The 18,897-nt window shown below is 54.1% G+C and carries 17 protein-coding genes; 4 read left to right on the top strand and 13 right to left on the bottom strand.

The window, feature by feature from the left end; all coding sequences use genetic code 11:
* Positions 1-63 precede the first annotated feature (63 nt).
* From polA to LBW89_RS01440, 7 genes are all read right to left on the bottom strand, one after another.
* The gene (gene polA / locus LBW89_RS01410; RefSeq protein WP_148450497.1) at positions 64-2,721 is read right to left on the bottom strand and encodes a DNA polymerase I; all 2,658 of its coding nucleotides are present in this window, start codon (positions 2,719-2,721) and stop codon (positions 64-66) included.
* A 137-nt stretch (positions 2,722-2,858) separates the two neighbouring features.
* Complete coding sequence (gene phoU, locus LBW89_RS01415) at positions 2,859-3,518, bottom strand: phosphate signaling complex protein PhoU (protein ID WP_148450498.1); 660 nt, start codon at positions 3,516-3,518, stop codon at positions 2,859-2,861.
* 19 nt (positions 3,519-3,537) lie between these two features.
* The gene (gene pstB / locus LBW89_RS01420) at positions 3,538-4,293 is read right to left on the bottom strand and encodes a phosphate ABC transporter ATP-binding protein PstB (protein WP_148450499.1); all 756 of its coding nucleotides are present in this window, start codon (positions 4,291-4,293) and stop codon (positions 3,538-3,540) included.
* A 156-nt stretch (positions 4,294-4,449) separates the two neighbouring features.
* Entirely contained in the window at positions 4,450-5,559 is a 1,110-nt protein-coding gene (locus tag LBW89_RS01425; RefSeq protein ID WP_148450500.1) for a methyl-accepting chemotaxis protein, read from the bottom strand.
* A 549-nt stretch (positions 5,560-6,108) separates the two neighbouring features.
* On the bottom strand, positions 6,109-6,837 hold the full coding sequence (locus LBW89_RS01430) for a response regulator transcription factor (RefSeq protein WP_148450501.1): 729 nt from the start codon (positions 6,835-6,837) through the stop codon (positions 6,109-6,111).
* 120 nt (positions 6,838-6,957) lie between these two features.
* Positions 6,958-8,760, bottom strand: a complete 1,803-nt coding sequence (gene pnpS / locus LBW89_RS01435) for a two-component system histidine kinase PnpS (RefSeq protein WP_148450502.1) — start codon at positions 8,758-8,760, stop codon at positions 6,958-6,960.
* Positions 8,761-8,762: 2 nt separating this feature from the next.
* The gene (locus LBW89_RS01440; RefSeq protein WP_148450503.1) at positions 8,763-10,352 is read right to left on the bottom strand and encodes a fumarate hydratase; all 1,590 of its coding nucleotides are present in this window, start codon (positions 10,350-10,352) and stop codon (positions 8,763-8,765) included.
* A 119-nt stretch (positions 10,353-10,471) separates the two neighbouring features.
* On the opposite strand from LBW89_RS01440, the gene yfbR reads away from it, so the two are divergent.
* Positions 10,472-11,092, top strand: coding sequence for a 5'-deoxynucleotidase (gene yfbR / locus LBW89_RS01445; RefSeq protein ID WP_148450504.1), 621 nt, complete (start codon positions 10,472-10,474; stop codon positions 11,090-11,092).
* 94 nt (positions 11,093-11,186) lie between these two features.
* On the opposite strand, the gene LBW89_RS01450 is transcribed toward yfbR, so the two are convergent.
* Both LBW89_RS01450 and LBW89_RS01455 read right to left on the bottom strand, forming a co-directional pair.
* Positions 11,187-12,056: an SDR family oxidoreductase gene (locus LBW89_RS01450; RefSeq protein WP_148450505.1), complete on the bottom strand. Its 870-nt coding sequence runs from the start codon at positions 12,054-12,056 to the stop codon at positions 11,187-11,189.
* Between the two features lie 170 nt (positions 12,057-12,226).
* A complete protein-coding gene (locus tag LBW89_RS01455; protein ID WP_148450506.1) occupies positions 12,227-13,108 on the bottom strand; it encodes a glycosyltransferase family 2 protein in 882 nt (293 codons plus the stop codon).
* A gap of 175 nt (positions 13,109-13,283) precedes the next feature.
* On the opposite strand from LBW89_RS01455, the gene LBW89_RS01460 reads away from it, so the two are divergent.
* The 3 genes from LBW89_RS01460 to LBW89_RS01470 all read left to right on the top strand — a co-directional run bounded on the left by LBW89_RS01460 (position 13,284) and on the right by LBW89_RS01470 (position 14,644).
* Positions 13,284-13,619 carry a helix-turn-helix domain-containing protein gene (locus tag LBW89_RS01460; RefSeq protein ID WP_148450507.1) on the top strand — a complete coding sequence of 112 codons (336 nt, stop codon included), beginning with the start codon at positions 13,284-13,286 and terminating at the stop codon, positions 13,617-13,619.
* A 124-nt stretch (positions 13,620-13,743) separates the two neighbouring features.
* The gene (locus LBW89_RS01465) at positions 13,744-14,214 is read left to right on the top strand and encodes a MarR family winged helix-turn-helix transcriptional regulator (RefSeq protein WP_148450508.1); all 471 of its coding nucleotides are present in this window, start codon (positions 13,744-13,746) and stop codon (positions 14,212-14,214) included.
* 28 nt (positions 14,215-14,242) lie between these two features.
* Complete coding sequence (locus tag LBW89_RS01470) at positions 14,243-14,644, top strand: nuclear transport factor 2 family protein (RefSeq protein WP_148450509.1); 402 nt, start codon at positions 14,243-14,245, stop codon at positions 14,642-14,644.
* Positions 14,645-14,740: 96 nt separating this feature from the next.
* On the opposite strand, the gene LBW89_RS01475 is transcribed toward LBW89_RS01470, so the two are convergent.
* From LBW89_RS01475 to citZ, 4 genes are all read right to left on the bottom strand, one after another.
* Complete coding sequence (locus LBW89_RS01475) at positions 14,741-15,169, bottom strand: hypothetical protein (RefSeq protein ID WP_148450510.1); 429 nt, start codon at positions 15,167-15,169, stop codon at positions 14,741-14,743.
* A gap of 125 nt (positions 15,170-15,294) precedes the next feature.
* A complete protein-coding gene (gene mdh, locus LBW89_RS01480; RefSeq protein ID WP_148450511.1) occupies positions 15,295-16,236 on the bottom strand; it encodes a malate dehydrogenase in 942 nt (313 codons plus the stop codon).
* Between the two features lie 15 nt (positions 16,237-16,251).
* Positions 16,252-17,547: an NADP-dependent isocitrate dehydrogenase gene (icd, locus tag LBW89_RS01485; RefSeq protein WP_148450512.1), complete on the bottom strand. Its 1,296-nt coding sequence runs from the start codon at positions 17,545-17,547 to the stop codon at positions 16,252-16,254.
* 77 nt (positions 17,548-17,624) lie between these two features.
* The gene (gene citZ / locus LBW89_RS01490) at positions 17,625-18,737 is read right to left on the bottom strand and encodes a citrate synthase (protein WP_148450513.1); all 1,113 of its coding nucleotides are present in this window, start codon (positions 18,735-18,737) and stop codon (positions 17,625-17,627) included.
* Between the last annotated feature and the right edge of the window lie 160 nt (positions 18,738-18,897).

An 18,897-nucleotide genomic window follows, 5' to 3' on the forward strand; every position in this document is an offset into this window, starting at 1 on the left:
CCTCGATGTTATAGTACAGCTTCCCGGGAATGGCCGTAGCGCCGAATTCCCGTCCCAGCAAAATTACTTGGCCTCGTACCAGTTCGTACCGCTGCTGACCTCGGCCTTCAAAGGCACGGACAGGTCCAGCGCTTTCTCCATCGTTTCCGGAACCAGCTTGGTCATGATGTCGAGTTCCTCCGGCGGAACTTCAAAGACAAGTTCGTCATGCACCTGCAGCAGCATGCGGCTGCGCAGCCCGCGGCTTCGAAGCGCCTCGTCCATCAGCACCATGGCCAGCTTGATGATGTCGGCGGCGGTGCCTTGAATCGGCGTATTCATCGCCGTTCTCTCGGCGAAGGAACGCAGGTTGAAATTGGACGCGTTAATCTCCGGAAGATAACGCCTGCGTTCCAACAGCGTTTTAACATAGCCGTCCCGCTTCGCGTCGCGGACGATGTTGTCCATGTAGCGCCGAACGCCCTCGAAAGCGTCGAAATACTGGTCGATAAAACGAGCCGCTTCCTTCCGCGTGATGTTCAAGTTCTGCGAAAGCCCGTAATCGCTGATCCCGTAGACGATACCGAAGTTTACCGCCTTGGCGGAACGGCGCATATTGGCATCCACCTGATCGGCGGGCACGCCGAAGACGTCCATCGCGGTCTTCGTATGGATGTCCATGTCGTGCAGAAACGCTTCCTTCAGGCCCGGATCGTCCGATATATGCGCAAGCACGCGAAGCTCGATTTGCGAATAGTCGGCCCCCAGAATCAGCCAGCCTTCTTCCGACGGTACGAAAACCTTGCGGATTTTTCGACCTTCTTCAAGGCGGATCGGGATGTTCTGCAGGTTCGGGAACTGGCTGCTCAGCCGGCCCGTGGCCGCTACCGTCTGGCGGAAATAGGTGTGCACTTTTCCGGTCTTGACGTTAATTTCCTTCAGCAGTCCTTCAACGTAGGTCGACTGCAGCTTGGCCAACTGGCGGTACTCCAAAATATACTGAACGATCTCATGATAAGGAGCCAGCTTCTCCAGCACTTCCGCATCGGTGGAATACCCCGTTTTCGTCTTCTTGATCACGGGAAGACCAAGTTTATCGAACAGGATTTCGCCCAATTGTTTAGGGGAGTTCAGGTTGAATTCCTGACCGGCGATCTCGTAAATTTGGGAGACAAGCTTGTTGATCTGAGCCTCGAACTCTTTGCCGAGCTCGATCAGGGCATCCCGGTTGACCGCAACCCCCTGCTTCTCCATATCCGCCAAGATCCGGGATAACGGCATCTCCAGCTCATAGAAAAGCCGGTTCATCTCGTTCTTCTCAAGCTCGGCCTGCTGGATCGGAACGATCTTCGCAATCGCCCCGCATTTGCGGGCCAGATGGCGGCTGAGCGTTTCCTCATCCGGGACTTTGAACTTGGCTCCCTTGCCGTATACCTCCTCATCCGAAGCGAGGAAGGACAGTCCGTATTTGGCGGCCAAGGCGCTCAGCGTCTGATCGCCTTCCGTCGGATCCAGCAAGTACGCGGCGAGCTGGATATCGAAATCCGCCCCGGCGAACGGGATATCCTGCCAGTGAAGGGCCAGATCAGTGCGATGAAGATCATACCCGCGTTTTTTAATGGTTGGATCGGACAACCAGGCAAGAACGGGCTCCGCCTCCCCGCTCTTCAAAAACTCGGGGGAAATGTAGAATTGACGGTCCGCCGTCGATAGCACCATGCCCATAACAGTGGAATGATGCGGATTCTCGCCGGCGGATTCCACATGCATGGCTTCGATCCCGGGCAGTGCCTCCACCAGTTCCGGTAAGTTTCCGGCATCCACGATCGTGACGTTGACCTCTTGCTCCGGTTCCGCAGAAGCTCCCGCCCCGGCGGTGTCACCGCCCAAATCCAGCCGTTCCAGCAGCGATTTGAACTCCAGCTTGCGCAGCATCGGCACCGCCGTCTCCTCCCGGAGCCCGTTAAATACCATATCGTCCCAAGTCCGTTCGACCGGGACCTCGCGGAAAATCGTCGCCAACCGTTTGCTCATTCTTGCATCCTCGGCATGGTTGACCAAATTTTCCTTCATCTTCCCCTTCAGCTCATCCGTACGGGACAAAACTTCCTCTACGGAGCCGAATTGATGCAGCAGCTTCAGCGCCGTTTTCTCCCCGATGCCGGGAACCCCCGGAATGTTGTCCGAAGCATCGCCCATCAACCCTTTCAAGTCGATGATCTGCTGCGGGGTCAACCCGTACTTCTCTTCGATCTCCTTCGGACCGTAAGGTTCCACCTCACTGATCCCTTTCCGCGTCAGCGCCACCGTAACTTTATCGCTGACGACCTGCAGCATATCTTTATCCCCGGTCACAACCAGCACCTCACGGCCCGATTCTTCCCCTTGCTTGCTGATCGTGCCGATGATATCGTCCGCCTCGTAGCCGGGCAGCTCAAACCAGGAAATCCCGAAGCTCTCCAGCAATTCCCGCATCAGCGGAAATTGTTCCGACAGCTCGGAAGGCGTCTTTTCCCGGCCTCCTTTATATTCCTGATAGCCTTCATGACGAAATGTCTCTTTGCCCGCGTCAAAAGCAACCAGGATATGGGTCGGCTTTTCCTCCTGGATGATACGCAGCAGCATATTCGTAAATCCATAAACGGCGTTCGTGTGCAATCCGCTGGAATTGGTCAGCGGCGGCATCGCAAAAAAAGCGCGATAAATAATGCTGTTGCCGTCAATTAGCATCAATTTTTCCATATGACACCTCGTCCTTCAGCTTAATCCTCTACCTATTCTAACACATGCGCCCCTTATATAAAAAAGCAAAAGCAAAAAAAGGAGCCTCCGACAATAGCCGGAGAAACTCCCTTTACTTGCACTGCTCTTGAAATCATTTATTGATTTAAGTCCGGCCGGTGACCCGTAACCAGATATACGGTACTCTCCCCGATATTGGTGGCATGGTCGGCAATCCGCTCGATATAACGGCCTACCAATGTCAACAGCATCGCTTGCTGCAGCGTGTCGGGATGCTCCGTCATATGGGAATACAGGTCCCGGATGATTTGGCTGTATAAATGATCGACTTCATCGTCGTCCTTCGCCATCTTGTAAGCCAGGTCGGTGTTTTCGTCGAGATAGGATTGCAGCGATTCCCGCACCATCGCGATAACCAGTTCGGCCATCTTCGGAATGTCCACCAGCGGTTTGATCAGGGTTTGGCCTTCCAGACGGATCGTAACCTTGGCGATATCGATCGCCAGATCCCCCATCCGTTCCAGGTCGCTGGAAATTTTAAAAGCGACGATAATCCGGCGCAAATCCTTCGCTACCGGCTGCTGGGTGACGATAAGACGGGAGCCGAGGTCCATCACCTGTTCTTCCATTTCGTTAAGAATCACATCGCGCTCCACGATTTTTTTGGACAGATCTGTATCCAGCGCCTTAAGCGCCGAGATGGCCTCGCTAAGGGCGTGTTCCACGTGCTCGCCCATCTTTCTGAGCAGTTGTCTCAGGTCCTCCAGGTTCTGGTCGAATTCTTTTCTTTGTATCATCTCGGGTTGCCTCCTTCTGTTAACCGAAACGGCCGGAAATATAGTCTTCAGTACGGGAATCCCGCGGGGTGGAAAAGAGTGTGCGCGTATCGTCGGCCTCCACGATCTCCCCGTTGAGGAAGAAGACCGTACGGTCGGAAATCCGCGCTGCCTGATGCATGTTATGCGTCACCATTACGATGGTATACCTGGATTTTAATTCCTGCACCAGTTCTTCGATCTTGAGCGTCGAAATCGGATCCAAGGCCGATGTCGCTTCGTCCATCAGCAATATTTGCGGCTGGACGGCTATTGCCCGGGCAATACAAAGCCTCTGCTGCTGGCCGCCGGATAGACTAAGTGCGGAGCGTTTCAGGAAGTCCTTCACTTCATCCCACAAAACCGCCTGGCGCAAACTCTGCTCGACGATCTCGTCAAGCTGGGCTTTATTTTTCATCCCATGTAGTCTTGGCCCGTAAGCCACATTATCATAGATCGATTTCGGAAAAGGATTCGGCTGCTGAAACACCATCCCTACCTGCTTCCGAAGTGTCTCCACCTGGACATCCTCTCCGTAGATTTCCGTCCCTGCGATTTTCACGGAGCCTTCGATTCTCGTGGCCGGAATCATATCATTCATCCGGTTTAACGTCCGAAGCAGCGTCGATTTTCCGCAACCGGAAGGACCGATAAAAGCGGTGATCGCCTTCTCCGGAATGTCGAGAGATACTTCTTTTAAAGCGTGGAACTGATCATAGTAAAGGTTCAGTTTTTCAATATGAATAATCGAGGTCATGTCATTTCTCCCACTCTGTAGAAATGTATTCTCAATACGAAGCACGGACCTCACGCTTGGCGAGCCCGTGCTGATGCTTAGGTAAATGGGTACATGTCGATTTTACCTCATATATGTAAAAGGGGATAAGCTCATTTGTAAACGCTGTGTTAAAATTCACGCTTCATCAGCCTCGACGAGCTTCGCTAATTCTTCTCTGACTAGCCCGGTCGTCCGCACCGCGGTTTCGGCGGAATGGGCGACTTCTTTTCCCCGCTTCTCGGTCTGGCGGGCCGACTCGACGAGTTGGGAAAACGTAAGCTCCGCCTTGTTCACCCGCCCCTGGCTTTCTTCCATCTCTCTGGTCGTCGAAACGGCGGTGTCCGCGGTTTGCCCCACCAGGCTCCCCACCAGCTCCAACGTCGCGCCGATTTCGCCCGACAGCTTCTTGGTTTGAAAGGCCAGCTTGCGGACCTCGTTCGCCACGACCGCGAATCCGCGTCCATGCTCCCCCGCATGCGCGGCTTCGATCGTCGCGTTCATCGCCAGCATCCCGCTCTGGTCCGCGAGCTCGCGAATCCGGGCCGCGATTTGCGAGATTTCCCCCGCACGGGCGGCCAGCTCGGTCACCTGGCTTTCCTGCGAGCGCGTCAACTCGGCGACGCGGGCAAACATCGCCTTCACCTCTTCCAGCTCCAGCTTTCCCGCGTTCGCCAGCTCCGTCATCCGCTCGGACTCCTTGAGGCTGCGCTTGGCGGCTTCGGACGCCTGTCCCGCCGCCATTTCGATCTCCAGCACGCGGTTTGCGCTCTGTGATACGACGATCCTCCTCGCTTCTTCCGCCTCCCGCTGCAAATTCCGCGACAGCATCATAAGGTCCTGGACGGTCATAATGCCGAAGAACCTTCCCCGCTCCGTTATGATCAGACAATCGTAAAAATGATGGCCCTTACGGCCAAGCGCCGCATCCAGCAATTCGTGCGCCGGGACGGACAGCTCGCAGCGCAGCGGGGAACGCTCGGAAAATTCCAAGGCGGGCCGTTCATAAAACAGGTCAGCGGCGAAGCGGCCGGCCAGATGGCGATAAAACGTATCCCGAATAATTAATCCGACCGGGGAATGATGTTCGTCGGAAATGACGATGCACGGGATTTCGGCCTGCTTTTGAAACATCTGCAGCACCTCCCGGCATAATTCCCGCGGTCCGATCACCGGAACGCGCCGGCAATATTCCCTCGTCGCTGTGCCGGTTTCCCGCTGTAGTTCCAGAACTGCCTGATTGCTCATCTCCTACCACTCCTTGTCCCTATATCCAACAGGGGTATGTCAGAAATGATAGTGCAATATTGTTACGGGAATATTCACAGGACGATAGACCTATGTAAAATAGACTAATATTCATTGTTTTGTAAAAATTTCAGAAGTTCGGAATTTCAGAATCATGACCCCCGTCAGACAACCTTGATAACATAGAATTCCTGCATATCTGCATGTTTTTTTCTTGTTCGGGGCCAAAAATTTCAAAATTCCTGCAATTCTGCAGGAATTTTCGACGAAACCGGCCCGTTTCTCTAAAATCGCTGGAAATACCTGCAGATTTGCATCTTTTTTCGCATCCCCTCGGGGATCGACCCTAAATACCTGCAGATCTGCATCTTTTTGGAGTTGGAAGCTTGGAAGCAAGCACACTAGGCGCCTCTTTGGATGTGACATATGACTTCGATTAGCCATTAAGCCACCTTTCCTTTCGTTATACATAGCAGCTTGAACACTCCTATGATAACGAGCCCATCAGGTGTTTTTGCTATAACATAACAAAAGTCCATCATCGAAAAATCAATGATGGACCGATTTCTTCTTGTTCACGACAAGTTTATAGCCAACCCCGCGGATCGAATCGATATGAACCGAACCCGGGTCGAGTTCCAGCTTTTTGCGCAGCGAGCTGACATGGACATCCACCGTCCGCTGGCCGCCGATATAGTCGAATCCCCACACCGCATTCATCAGGTCGTCGCGCGTCATGACAACCCCGGGCTTCCGGGCGAGGTAAAGGAGCACCTCAAATTCCTTCGGCCTTAACGTGATCTGTTCCCCATTCAGCGTTACCTCGTATTTCTCCGGATACACCGTCAGCGCCCCGAGAGAAATCTGTGCCTCATCGGACGCCGCCGCCGCCGGCTCGCGTTCTTCCTGCCCGTTGGAACGGCGAAGCACGGCAGCCACCCGAGCTAACAATTCGGCCACGCCGAACGGTTTGGTAATATAGTCGTCGGCCCCCGATTTCAGTCCTTCAACTACCTCTTGCTCCGCATTTTTGGCCGTTAAAATAATAATCGGCGTCTTGATGCCCTCTCCACGCAGCTTGGACATGATCTCAAACCCGTTCATTCCGGGAAGCATCAGATCCAGCAAGATGAGGTCAAAATCCTGCTGCATCGCCGTATCGAAACCGGTTTGACCATGTTCGGCCACCACGACTTCGTACCCCTCGCTGGTCAAATTGTAAGACAGCAGTCTCGAAAGCGTCGGCTCATCTTCTATTACCAACAATCGCTGCGTCATAGTAACCCCCATTTTCTCCAGTAGTTGCAGATCGATCCCATTTCAAGCCCTTAAACAAGCCAAGCATAACATGGATATGTTAACGGGGTGTAAAAATATAAAAATACGGAAAAAGCAAGTTTAACTTTCTGCATCATGATACTGCATAAACGGCAGCTCGACGATGAAGGAGGACCCTTCACCGACTTTGCTCTCGACCCGAATCGTGCCCCGGTGCAGCTCCGTCAAGTGCTTGACGATGGAAAGCCCGAGCCCCGTACCGCCGGAACTGCGGGAACGCGCCTTATCCACCCGGTAGAAACGTTCGAAGATCCGGGGCAGATCTTTTTTCGGAATGCCGATCCCCGTATCCGTTACCGTAATTCGAACTTTTTCCGCTTCGTCCCCGTCGCCGAGCACCTCCGCCTCCACTTTAACCCGACCGCCCTCCAGCGTATAGCTGATCGCGTTGGACAACAGGTTCATAAAAATTTGCCGGAGCCGATCCTCGTCCCCTTCAATAAACAAATGCTCGGGAACCCCTTGGAGCAGCACGATCGATTTCTTGCGGGCCGCCGGATCAAGCATTTCAAAAATGCTGTCAAACAGCTCCTTCAGATGTACCGGAGCATATTCCAGCGGTACCCGTTTCGATTCGATCTTCGACAATTCCAAAATATCGCCGATCAGGCGGTTCAACCGTTCGCCTTCATCCAGGATGATCTGCAGGAAGGAGCGCTTCGTATCCTCGTCCTTCACGCCTCCGGCCAGCAAGGTCTCCGCGAATCCCTTCACCGCGGCAATCGGCGTCTTCAGTTCATGGGACACATTGGCCACGAATTCGCTGCGCATGACCTCCAGCCGGCGGATATCGGTAACATCCTGGAGAAGGAACAGCATCCCCCGATAGCTCCCGTCATCCTCAAACATGGGGACACCGTCAAACTGCACGATCCGTTCTTCGGGCGAATACAAATTCCGCTCCTCCCGCAAAAACTCCTTGCGGGTGATCCCCTCTTCCACAAACTTCATGAACTCGTAATTCCGTTTCAGCTCCTGATACGACTTCCCTAAAACCTGGTCGCTCCGCAAATGAAGAATCCGCTCCGCCTCGCGGTTGATGAGCGCGATATTCCCGGACGTATCCACCATAAGAATGCCGCCGGTCATGTTGGCGAGGACGCTCTGCATCAGATCCTCGTTATCGTGGATTACTTTAAGCTGCTGCTGCAGGCTGTCGGCCATTCCGTTGATCGCATGGCCCAGCTGGCCGATTTCATCCTTGCGGTCCAAATTTACCCGGGCGTCGTAATCGAGCCGCGAAATCCGGTTCGCCACCCGGGTGATATGCTCCAGAGGCTTCGTAAGCCCGGACGCGACGCGGTAGCTGACGAGGGCGGCCGCGATAAACAACAGAAGCAGCCCGCCCGCCATCAAATACCAGCCTTTAGTCATTTCTTTCCCTACGGCTTCGAGGCTCATCGAGAGCCGGATATAGCCTTCAAACCCCCGGTCGGATTTGACCCGGTGCGCGACATACAGCATATCCTGGCCGATCGTTTCGCTGTACCGGATTGCGCTGCCGACGGCCTCTCCGGCGGCAGACCGGATTTCCTGGCGTTCGGCGTGGTTGTCCATCTCCCCGGGAAGCATTTCCGAATCCCCGATGACCTTTCCGTCAAGGGTGACGAACGTCACCCGGGAATCCGTCAACCGGTCAAGCTCCCGCGCCCGGTCCGTGTAATAATCGACGGCATCCGGGCGATCGGGAGGAATGAAAGCGAACGTGCTCTCCAGCAAATTGATTTCCCGTGCCATATTTTCCTCTAGCGCACGGATGTGGGAATCTTTAAAAACCTGAGCCATCGTCAGGCCGGCGGCCAACATCGAGACGCCGACCAGGCTCATTAAAATCAAGGTAAGCCTCGTGCGAAAGGTTTTCATCTTTATTTAAACACCGTTTCTTTAAAAGTAGACAGCTTTTCCAGAGAAGCCTTCTCCACACCGGCATGCAGGCTGTCGCCATGGGAATCCATCGTCACGATCGCCGCAAAGCCGTCCACCTCCAGATGCCACATCGCCTCGGGAATGCCGAACTCCATGAAATCGACGCCGTTGACCTTTTTGATACATTCCGCATAGTACTGCGCCGCTCCGCCGATGGCATTCAAATAGACGGCCCCATGATCCTGAAGGGCAGCCAACGTTTTCGGCCCCATGCCCCCCTTGCCGATGACCGCACGGATGCCGAATTTCTTGATGATATCGCCTTGATAAGGTTCCTCGCGGATGCTGGTCGTCGGCCCCGCGGCCTTGACATGCCACTCGTCCCCGTCCTTCAGCATGACTGGGCCACAGTGATAAATGACCGCCCCGTTCAAGTCGACCGGTGCATCATGGTCCATCAGGTATTTATGCAGCGCATCCCGTCCCGTGTGCATCTCGCCCTGGATGATGACGACATCGCCGACACGAAGGTCGCGGATTTGTTCCTCGGAGATCGGCGTACGCAGAACGACTTCGCGGCCTTGTCCGGGCTGGGAGGCACCGTTCGAGCCATCCGTTTGACCGGCGGTGGGCGTCGTGGCCGCGGCCTCCCGGGCCGGTTCTTCGAGGGAATCGCCGACTTGGACCTCGCTGCCCGACGGATAAATCCAACCCTGGATCTCTCCCGTGGACGGGTTCAGCTTGACGCCTTGACGCCGGAACGCCCAGCAGTTATAGGCGACCGACACGAAGAAGCTCGCCGGCAGCCGGTTGGCGGCTCCGATTTTGCAGCCGAGTAACGTAACTTCGCCGCCAAACCCCATCGTGCCGATGCCGAGCTGGTTCCCGGCTTCCATAATGTATCGCTCCAGTTGGTCGAGCTCGGGAACGGGGTTGACGTCGTCCACCTCGCGGAATAACTGTTGTTTGGCCAACTCGTAGCCGGTTGTCCGGTCTCCGCCGATGCCGACGCCGATAAACCCCGCGCTGCAGCCTTGTCCCTGCGCCTGATAAATCGCGTGCAGGATGCATTTGCGGATGCCGTCCAAATCGCGGCCGGCGCGTCCAAGCCCCTCCAGCTCCGCAGGCAGGCTGTACTGGATATTCTTGTTCTCGCAGCCGCCCCCTTTTAGAATCAGACGGAGATCGATGTAATCCTGCTCCCACTGTTCAAAATGAATCACCGGCGTCCCCGGGCCGAGGTTGTCGCCGCTGTTCTCGCCCGTCAAAGAGTCCACCGAATTCGGCCGCAGCTTGCCGTCTTTCGTCGCCCGCTGAATCGCCGCCCGGATCGCTTTCTTCATTTCGATCTGGTTCGTCCCCACCGGGGTATGGACGATAAACGTCGGCATTCCGGTATCCTGGCAGATCGGGGAAATTTGCTCCTCGGCCATTTGAATGTTCCGTGTGATCGTCGACAGCGCGAGTCCCGCACGCGTCGCCTGGTTCTCCATGGCCCGCCCCCGGTTCACCGCCCTGCGGACATCGCCGGGCAAGTTTGTTGACGTTTCCACAATCAATTGATATACGCTCTCTTCAAACTGGTGCATGATCCGATCTTCCCCTCTCTTGTCCTGTATTTCTCGATAGCTTTATAATAACATAGTACTTTCCCCGAGGTTGAAAATATCTTCAAATTCATCATATCAAAAAGAGAGGTTTCTCACGGATGAGCCACCATTTTTCTGCTTATATGTATCGTCTCCGCTCCATTCAGCGTTGGAGTCTGATGCGGAGCACCGCTGCCGAAAACGTCGCGGAGCATTCCTTTCATGTCGCGCTGCTCGCCCATTTGTTATGCGAAATCGGCAACAGCCTGACAGGGCGCCGATTGAACGCCGAACGGGCCGCCACGCTCGCTTTGTTTCACGATGCCACCGAGGTGTTTACCGGGGATATCCCGACGCCCGTCAAGCACCATAATCCCAAGCTCCTGGCAAGCTTCCGTGAAATGGAGGGAATCGCCGCCGAACGGCTGCTCTCCATGGTGCCTCCTCCACTGCAAACCGTATATGCACCTTTAGTATCGCCATCGACTCATGCAGGCCCCGATGGGGACGCCGAGCTGATGAAAATGGTGAAGGCGGCCGACACCCTTGACGCTTATTTGAAATGCGCCTGGGAGATGGCGGCCGGTAACCGCGAATTTGCGGTGGCCAAACAACAGCTCCTTACCAAGCTGGAGCACATGCGCCTGCCGGAAATCGACTATTTCTTAAGAGAGTTTGCGCCGAGCTTTGAAATGACCCTGGACGAACTGTCCGATGAGGCCACCCGTCCGGTGGAGTAGCTGAGAGAGGAAACAGTTCAAAAAAGGCGTCCCTTCGTTCTTTGTCACGAACGAAGGGACGCCTCTATTTTCAGGATTTTATTCAATTATCCTTTTATCCGTTGACGATTTCGCCGCCGTTGATATGCAGGACTTGACCACTCATATAGGAAGAATCGTCGGAGGCGAGGTACACATAAGCCCCGGCCAATTCTTCCGGCTGGCCCGGACGCTGCATCGGGACATTGCCGCCGAACTCGGACACCTGCTTGGCGTCGAAGGTCGACGGAATAAGCGGCGTCCAGATCGGTCCCGGCGCGACCGCGTTGACGCGAATTCCTTTCTTCCCGACGATGTTCATCGAAAGGGCGCGCGTGAAGCTGACGATCGCCCCTTTTGTGGAAGAGTAATCGATCAGCGTCGGATTTCCTTTATATGCGGTGACCGATGCCGTATTGATAATCGCACTGCCTTTCTTCAAGTGCGGCATCGCCGCTTTCACAAAATGGAACATCGAGAAAATATTCGTCCGGAACGTCCGCTCCAACTGCTCGGTCGTAATATCCTCGATTTGCTGCTGAGGATGCTGTTCCGCGGCGTTATTGACCAGAATATCCAGACCGCCGAGGGCGTCGACCGTTTGTTTGACCGCCTGCTTGGCGAAGTTCTCATCGCCCACATCCCCCGGAATCAGCACGCATTTGCGGCCTTCCCGCTCGATTTCCGCCTTTGTGTGGTTGGCGTCGTCATGTTCGTTCAAATATACGATGGCCAGATCGGCGCCCTCTTTCGCATACGCGAGCGCTACCGCGCGACCGATCCCGCTGTCTCCTCCGGTAATGAGAGCCACCTTGCCGCGCAGCTTGCCAGCCGCCAAATAAGTCCCCTCATACTCGGGGCGGGGATGCATGTCCGATTCGATACCCGGCTGTTGATCCTGGTGCTGCGGAGGCATCGTTTGCTTGGATTGCCCGTTTCCTGACATGGTTCATTCTCCTTCCGTCAATAGTAGTCCTGGTTTCCCTTTCTAGGATAGGCCTACACGCCGAAGCTTATGCCGAACTCCTTAATCGGTGAGAGACAACTCGACGTGAAGGTATTGTTGCATCCAGAACTAACTTACCACCGAAGGGACGGGACCAAACAGGAAATCGCTTAAACCGGGATCCCGAAATGGCCGAAAAACCAGGAGTCGTCCCGAAGGCGCCGGGTCTCATATTTATCTCTGGAAAAAGCGGCCGTGCGGGCGATCTCCTCCGACTGCTTCATAGCTTCCGCACCGAACACGCGGGCCACCAAATCCCGGCAGGCCGTAATCCGGTCCTCCCGGAAATGCAGCTCGGCGAGCCTGAGCAAATCGCTCCCCCATTGTAGAGCACGGTCATCGATGGGGAAATTCTGCCTGTAAACGATCATAAGCGCCGTTTCCGAGACCAGTCGGCAGCGACCTCCCAAAAGCCAGGTTCGCAGCGAAAGCTCGGAGGTTTCCAGCCCTTTACCGATGAATCCTTCCTCCACTCCGCCGATCTCCTTAAATTTCTCCCGCGAAATCGCAAAGCATTCCGGAGAAAGCCAGGCTAGCGCTTCGTCTTCGGTTCTCCAAGGGTATTGCTCCATACTGCGAAGCAGCTCCCCATCGTAGCGGAGCTCGGGGGCGAAACGGGAGGATTCGTGAATCTCCATCCGCGGAGACACCGCTTCCGCCTCCCCCTCCAAAATAGGGGCCAGCAGAGCTTCCATCCAATGATCTTCAAAATACAACCGCGGCGTACAAAAGATCAGATAAGTTCCGAAGGCGTGGGCCGCTCCCAAGTTCCGCGAAGGGACTCCGGTTTGACCTTTTAACAGGCGAAACGGCCGGGGAAAATGATAATTCATCAAAAAATCGCAGCATCCGTCGACCGATCCCTCATTGACCAGGATCAACTCGTATGGGATGGAAGTTTGCGAAACCTTTAAAGACTCCATGGCCATGAACAGGTCGATCCCGTTGTTTTTTACCGTCATAATGATAGAAACCATAGGTTGGGAAGACATAAAAAATTCTCCTTAGCAGCATAATAAATAAACCCAAAATCAGGATAACCTACTTGATTTATCCGATTCCAAGTACCATAATACTCCAATTCATGCTTTCAGTAAACAGAAACAAAACTATCAGTTTATTATCTTTGCCTCTCAATCTCACTATGGTAAATACAGGAGGGGTAATATGGACTATGACGCACTAGGCAAACGGCTTCGGCAGGAACGCCACAAAATGAATCTGACCCAGGAAAAACTCGCGGAGAAAATCGAGGTTTCCGACGCATACATAGGGCAAATCGAGCGGGGCGAACGCAGTTTGTCGTTGGAAACGCTCGTTAAACTGGCCAATCAACTGGGTGTTACCGTCGACTATTTGCTGCATGATTCCATCGAAATTAACGATGACCAATTTATGAATCAAGTCAGGCAGATCATGATGGAGCGTTCGCCGAAAGAAAAGCAACTGGCGCTCGACATCCTGAAGCTGATGTTTGCCCACCTGGATGATATGCATAAGTAGACATAGAAAACGCGGGATGAGGGTTTTTCTTCATCTCGCGTTTTTTCGTGCTTGACAAGTTTTTGTTAACTGGTAAACTAAAATATAGTTAACCGGTTAACAAAAATAGAAAGAGGTCGACCCTATGGAAACCGATAAGCACAATCAAGCCCTTGAAGCTGTTCAGCAGTTTATCATGAGAAGAGAAAAGCGGATGCAGCGGCGAAGCACGGCGGTCGAGAAGCTGGCTTCCGAATTAACGCCCACGGGTGTCAAGTGGACGCTCACCCAGCTCCACATTCTCTCTATGGTCCAAAAACAGCCCGAAGCATTAAACAACACCTTGCTTGCCGAACGGCTCCATCTTTCCAAACCCGCGGTAACCAAAGCGGTCCGTCCGCTTGTGGAGCAACAGCTGTTGCTTCCTTCTCGGCATGCCGCTAATCAGAAGGAAATTTACTATCGCTTGTCCGAACAAGGCGATGCGCTGGCTGAAGCCCATGACCGGATCCATGAGCGTATGAAAGAGGAGTACATCAAACTGTTTAAAGCTTTCTCGAACGAGGAACTTGACGTGATTATCCGATTCCTCACCGCATGGTCCAACTTGATCTAATCGATCCCTGAATTTGGAGGTTAGTAGAATGAACAAATCGGAAGCAATATTATTTTTGGAGGGAATGTACCGGGACATCGTGGGGAATTTAAATACCGACAAGATTCCGGATTACTTTGCCGGCAACTATATGCAGACTACGGACGGCGTATCGTCCGATCTGCACGCATTCGGAGATCATATCGCCGAACTGAAAAGAATCACCCGTCAGATCCGGGTGTCCCCTTTTCATGATATCCTGTTTGACGAGGAGGAGCAGACGGCGGTGGTTCGATATGAAGTGGACGTGACGAAGAACAACGGGGCCCGCGGACAGGTGGAACTGATCGCTTTGTTCCAATGGTCAGGCGACAAAATCGTTCGCTGCCACGAGCTGTCGCGCCCGATTTCCCCCGGGGAGGAGTTCAAGGACATTGCGAGCGTGAGCTAGTTAAAAAAACCATTCCTTACCGGGTGGCGATCCGCTTCGCCCGGCTCTGGAATGGTTTCTTCATGCCCTTATGTAGGGAAACTCTTATAAGAAGGGTTAAATAATGTTTCTGTACACCATAAAGAAGGAAATCAGCAGCACGCAGAGGCAAAGCAGCGTACTGAAGGTCCGAAGCTTGCCGGCATCCTGAATGCCTTTATTGTTGCGGATTCCTTCGATCGCCTGACGGAGCGGCTTGCCCAGCATCCCGCTGAACGCGCCGATGGCCAGGAACAACACAATAACAACAATGATCCAGGTCCTCGTGTACCCGCCACCGCCGCCGGTAATCAAATATCCGCCGGTCAACAGTTGAATGACCAAGCCGATTTGCGCATACGTGTTCAAAGTCTTTATGGCGGACACGGTACCTTCCTGAGCGGCCGGCGTCAGCTTGGGCACTTTGCTGAACACGATCGGCAGCACCAGGTAGAAGCCCAGCGCCAAGGCACCCACGATGTGGAGAAACATCATGATTCCGTACATATCACAACCACCTTTGTCAATTAGATTTATTACAATCTATTATAGCGAGAGTTGCCATTAAAAGAAAGGAATCCTCCCGTTTCGAGAGGATTCCTTATTTTCAGATATTCACATTTCTGACACGTTTACCCTCGCACCATCGAAATGACGCTGCGCACGGAGGCCGCGGATTTATCCAACGCCGCCTTTTCGTCGGGAGTCAGCTCCAGGTCAAACACTTTTTCGATGCCGCCTCCGCCCAAAATGACCGGTACGCCCATGAACAGACCGTCATAGCCATACTCGCCCTCCAGTAGAGCGATAACCGGCAAAATCCGCTTTTTGTCCTTCAGTATCGCTTCCGTCATTTGCACGAGCGATGCCGCCGGCGCATAATAGGCGCTGCCGTTGACGAGCAGATCGACAATCTCGCCGCCGCCCACGCGCGTACGTTGGACGATCGCTTCGATGCGCTCCCGTGGAAGCAGCGTCTCGATCGGAATGCCTCCAACGCTGGAATAACGAACGAGGGGCACCATGTCGTCGCCGTGGCCGCCGAGCACGAAGCCGCGAACGTCTTCCACCGAAACGTTCAGCTCCTGCGCGATAAACGTGCAGTACCGCGCGGTGTCAAGCACGCCGGATTGACCTATCACGCGGTTTTTCGGAAACCCGAGCGCCCGGTATGCCGTATGTGTCATCGCGTCCACCGGGTTGCTCAGGACGATCACCGTGGAATTCGGGCAATGCTTTTTCACGTTTTCACAAACGGAGCGCACGATCCCGGCGTTCGTATTCACGAGATCGTCGCGGCTCATCCCCGGCTTGCGGGCAATCCCGGCCGTGATGATGACGATGTCGGAATCCGCGGCGTCTTCGTAAGAAGACGTGCCGACGATCTTACTGTCGAATCCCTGAACCGGGCCGGCTTCGAGCATGTCGAGCGCTTTGCCCTTCGTCGGATTCTCAAGCTGCGGGATATCGAGGAGAACGACGTCACCGAGTTCTTTTTGCGCAAGCATCAGCGCGGTAGTCGCGCCGGTAAAACCGGCGCCGACGACCGTAATCTTTTTACGACGAATCGCCACGTTGATCAAGACCTCCTACATGTTATTAATGACTTGATCCGCGAACTCGGAACACTTCACTTCCTTAGCACCCTCCATCAGGCGGGCAAAGTCGTAGGTAACCGTCTTGTTGTTGATCGAGGTTTCCAGGCCTTTGTAAATCAGGTCGGCCGCTTCCTGCCAGCCCAAATGCTCGAGGAGCATTACGCCGGACAAAATGACGGAGCCCGGATTCACCACGTCAAGGTCCGCATATTTCGGAGCCGTGCCGTGCGTGGCTTCAAAAATCGCATGCCCTGTAACGTAGTTGATGTTCGCTCCCGGCGCGATGCCGATTCCGCCGACTTGAGCCGCCAAGGCGTCGGACAAATAGTCGCCGTTCAAGTTCAGCGTAGCGATCACGTCGAAGTCCGTCGGGCGCGTCAACACTTGCTGAAGCGCGATATCCGCGATCGCGTCCTTGATGATGATCTTGCCGGCGTCCTGAGCTTCCTTCTGAGCCTGGTTGGCCGCTTCGGTTCCGGATTCTTCTTTGATCCGGTCGTACTGGGCCCAAGTGAACACCTTGTCTCCGAATTCGGCTTCAGCCACTTCATAACCCCAGTTTTTGAAGGCGCCTTCCGTGAATTTCATGATATTGCCTTTGTGCACGAGCGTAACGCTCTTGCGGCCGTGCTTGATCGCATATTCCACCGCAGCGCGAACCAGGCGCTTCGACCCTTCTTCCGAAACCGGCTTGATCCCGATGCCGGAGGTTTCAGGGAAGCGGATTTTCTTCACGCCCATTTCGTTTTGCAGGAATTGAAGCACTTTCTTCACTTCTTCGGAGCCTTCTTTGTACTCGATGCCCGCGTAAATATCCTCCGTGTTCTCGCGGAAAATAACCATGTCCACGAGATCCGGACGTTTCACCGGTGACGGAACGCCATTGAAATAGCGGACCGGACGAAGACAAACGTACAGATCCAGCTCCTGGCGGAGCGCCACGTTCAGCGAACGGATGCCGCCGCCGATCGGCGTGGTCAACGGACCTTTAATCGCCACAATATATTCGCGAATCGCGGTCAGCGTATCCGCCGGCAGCCACTCCCCGTATGTATTGTAGGCCTTCTCCCCCGCGAACACTTCGTACCAGGCTATTTTTTTCGCGCCGCCGTAAGCTTTCTCCACCGCGGCGTCCAGAACCCGCTTGGAGGCTTTCCAAATGTCGCGGCCGGTACCGTCCCCTTCAATGAAAGGAATGATCGGGTTATTCGGCACCTGAAGTTTACCGTTATCGATAACGATTTTCTCACCTTCGGTCGGAAGGCTGAACTTTTCCAATTGCAGCATGTTTTGGTTTCCTCCTTATAATCGTGTGTTATTCATTTTAACACAATGGCAACCCGGTTTCCCGGGTTGGCCAGCGTTTATCTCAAATCGATCGGAATGTACTGCTGATTCGTCGCTCCCGTATATTCGGCGCGAGGACGAATGATGCGGTTGTCGTCAAGCTGCTCCAAAATATGCGCGGTCCATCCGGACAAGCGGCTGATCGCAAAAATCGGTGTGAACAGATCTCTCGGAATGCCCAGCATCGTATAAACCGAGGCCGAATAAAAATCGACATTCGGTTTCAGCCCCTTTTGGTTCGTTACGAGTTCCTCCACTTTGACCGAAATGTCGTAAAGGGTCGTGTCGCCTTTCATCAATCCCAGCTGACGGGACATTTTTTGCAGATGTTTGGCGCGGGGATCCCCGTTCTTGTATACCCGGTGTCCGAAGCCCATGATCTTCTCCTTGTTGGCGAGCTTGCTTTGAATATAAGGCTCGACTTGATCCAAGGTGCCGATTTCGCTCAGCATCTGCATCACCGCCTCATTGGCCCCCCCATGCAGCGGGCCCTTCAGGGTGCCGATGGCGGATGTAATGCCGGAGTAAATATCCGAAAGCGTGGCGATTGTGACCCGGGCGGAGAAGGTCGAGGCGTTCAGCTCATGATCCGCATGGAGAACAAGCGCTTGATCCAAGGCACGGACGGCGACCGGATCGGGCTCCTCGCCGGACAGCATGTAGAGGAAGTTGTGGGCCAGCGATACGCCTTTCAGCGGAGCAACCGGCTCTTTCCCTTCGCGAATCCGGGCAAAGGCGGCGATCAGCGTAGGCAATTGAGCTTGCAGTTTGATCGCTTTGATCTGATTGCAATCGCGGGTGTTGTCATTCGCCTGCTCGTCATACAAAGCCAGGGCCGAAACGGAGGTGCGGAGCACAGCCATCGTATTCGCGTTGGCCGGATAGAGCTTCATTTGCTCAAGAACCGCTTCCGGAACCGGCGCATATTCGCTTAGTTGATTCTGCAGGTTGGCCAACTGATTTTTGGTGGGCAGCTTGCCGTACCAAAGCAAATAAGCAGTCTCTTCATACGTTGCCCGCTCCGCCAGGTCATCGATATTAATGCCGCGATAGGCAAGAACCCCGTCGTGAATCGAGCTTATGGATGAAGTCGCTGCTACAATCCCTTCCAGTCCTTTGGTAGCCGTCATAGTGCATCTCTCCTTTGAAAACGAAATATGAGCCGAACAAGCCAATGAAAACATTTTCAATTTAAAAGTTTAAAATTTTCAGAGCATGGCAAAAACAAGGCCCGGACGAAGTAGATATCTGGCTATGACGCCGGGTACCGTGTTCATCGGTAACTCGGTT

The sequence above is a fragment of the Paenibacillus sp. alder61 genome (assembly GCF_020179875.1).
Lineage (GTDB): Bacteria > Bacillota > Bacilli > Paenibacillales > Paenibacillaceae > Fontibacillus > Fontibacillus faecis.

What these genes read in the sequence shown, in the direction of transcription:
- phoU (WP_148450498.1), bottom strand. Translation starts at nt 3,518, where the DNA reads ATGATACAAAGAAAAGAATTCGACCAGAACCTGGAGGACCTGAGACAA.
- LBW89_RS01425 (WP_148450500.1), bottom strand. Translation starts at nt 5,559, where the DNA reads ATGAGCAATCAGGCAGTTCTGGAACTACAGCGGGAAACCGGCACAGCG.
- citZ (WP_148450513.1), bottom strand. Translation starts at nt 18,737, where the DNA reads ATGACGGCTACCAAAGGACTGGAAGGGATTGTAGCAGCGACTTCATCC.
- yfbR (WP_148450504.1), top strand. Translation starts at nt 10,472, where the DNA reads ATGAGCCACCATTTTTCTGCTTATATGTATCGTCTCCGCTCCATTCAG.
- LBW89_RS01460 (WP_148450507.1), top strand. Translation starts at nt 13,284, where the DNA reads ATGGACTATGACGCACTAGGCAAACGGCTTCGGCAGGAACGCCACAAA.
- pnpS (WP_148450502.1), bottom strand. Translation starts at nt 8,760, where the DNA reads ATGAAAACCTTTCGCACGAGGCTTACCTTGATTTTAATGAGCCTGGTC.
- LBW89_RS01470 (WP_148450509.1), top strand. Translation starts at nt 14,243, where the DNA reads ATGAACAAATCGGAAGCAATATTATTTTTGGAGGGAATGTACCGGGAC.
- LBW89_RS01465 (WP_148450508.1), top strand. Translation starts at nt 13,744, where the DNA reads ATGGAAACCGATAAGCACAATCAAGCCCTTGAAGCTGTTCAGCAGTTT.
- LBW89_RS01430 (WP_148450501.1), bottom strand. Translation starts at nt 6,837, where the DNA reads ATGACGCAGCGATTGTTGGTAATAGAAGATGAGCCGACGCTTTCGAGA.
- LBW89_RS01455 (WP_148450506.1), bottom strand. Translation starts at nt 13,108, where the DNA reads ATGTCTTCCCAACCTATGGTTTCTATCATTATGACGGTAAAAAACAAC.
- polA (WP_148450497.1), bottom strand. Translation starts at nt 2,721, where the DNA reads ATGGAAAAATTGATGCTAATTGACGGCAACAGCATTATTTATCGCGCT.
- LBW89_RS01475 (WP_148450510.1), bottom strand. Translation starts at nt 15,169, where the DNA reads ATGTACGGAATCATGATGTTTCTCCACATCGTGGGTGCCTTGGCGCTG.
- icd (WP_148450512.1), bottom strand. Translation starts at nt 17,547, where the DNA reads ATGCTGCAATTGGAAAAGTTCAGCCTTCCGACCGAAGGTGAGAAAATC.
- LBW89_RS01440 (WP_148450503.1), bottom strand. Translation starts at nt 10,352, where the DNA reads ATGCACCAGTTTGAAGAGAGCGTATATCAATTGATTGTGGAAACGTCA.
- pstB (WP_148450499.1), bottom strand. Translation starts at nt 4,293, where the DNA reads ATGACCTCGATTATTCATATTGAAAAACTGAACCTTTACTATGATCAG.
- LBW89_RS01450 (WP_148450505.1), bottom strand. Translation starts at nt 12,056, where the DNA reads ATGTCAGGAAACGGGCAATCCAAGCAAACGATGCCTCCGCAGCACCAG.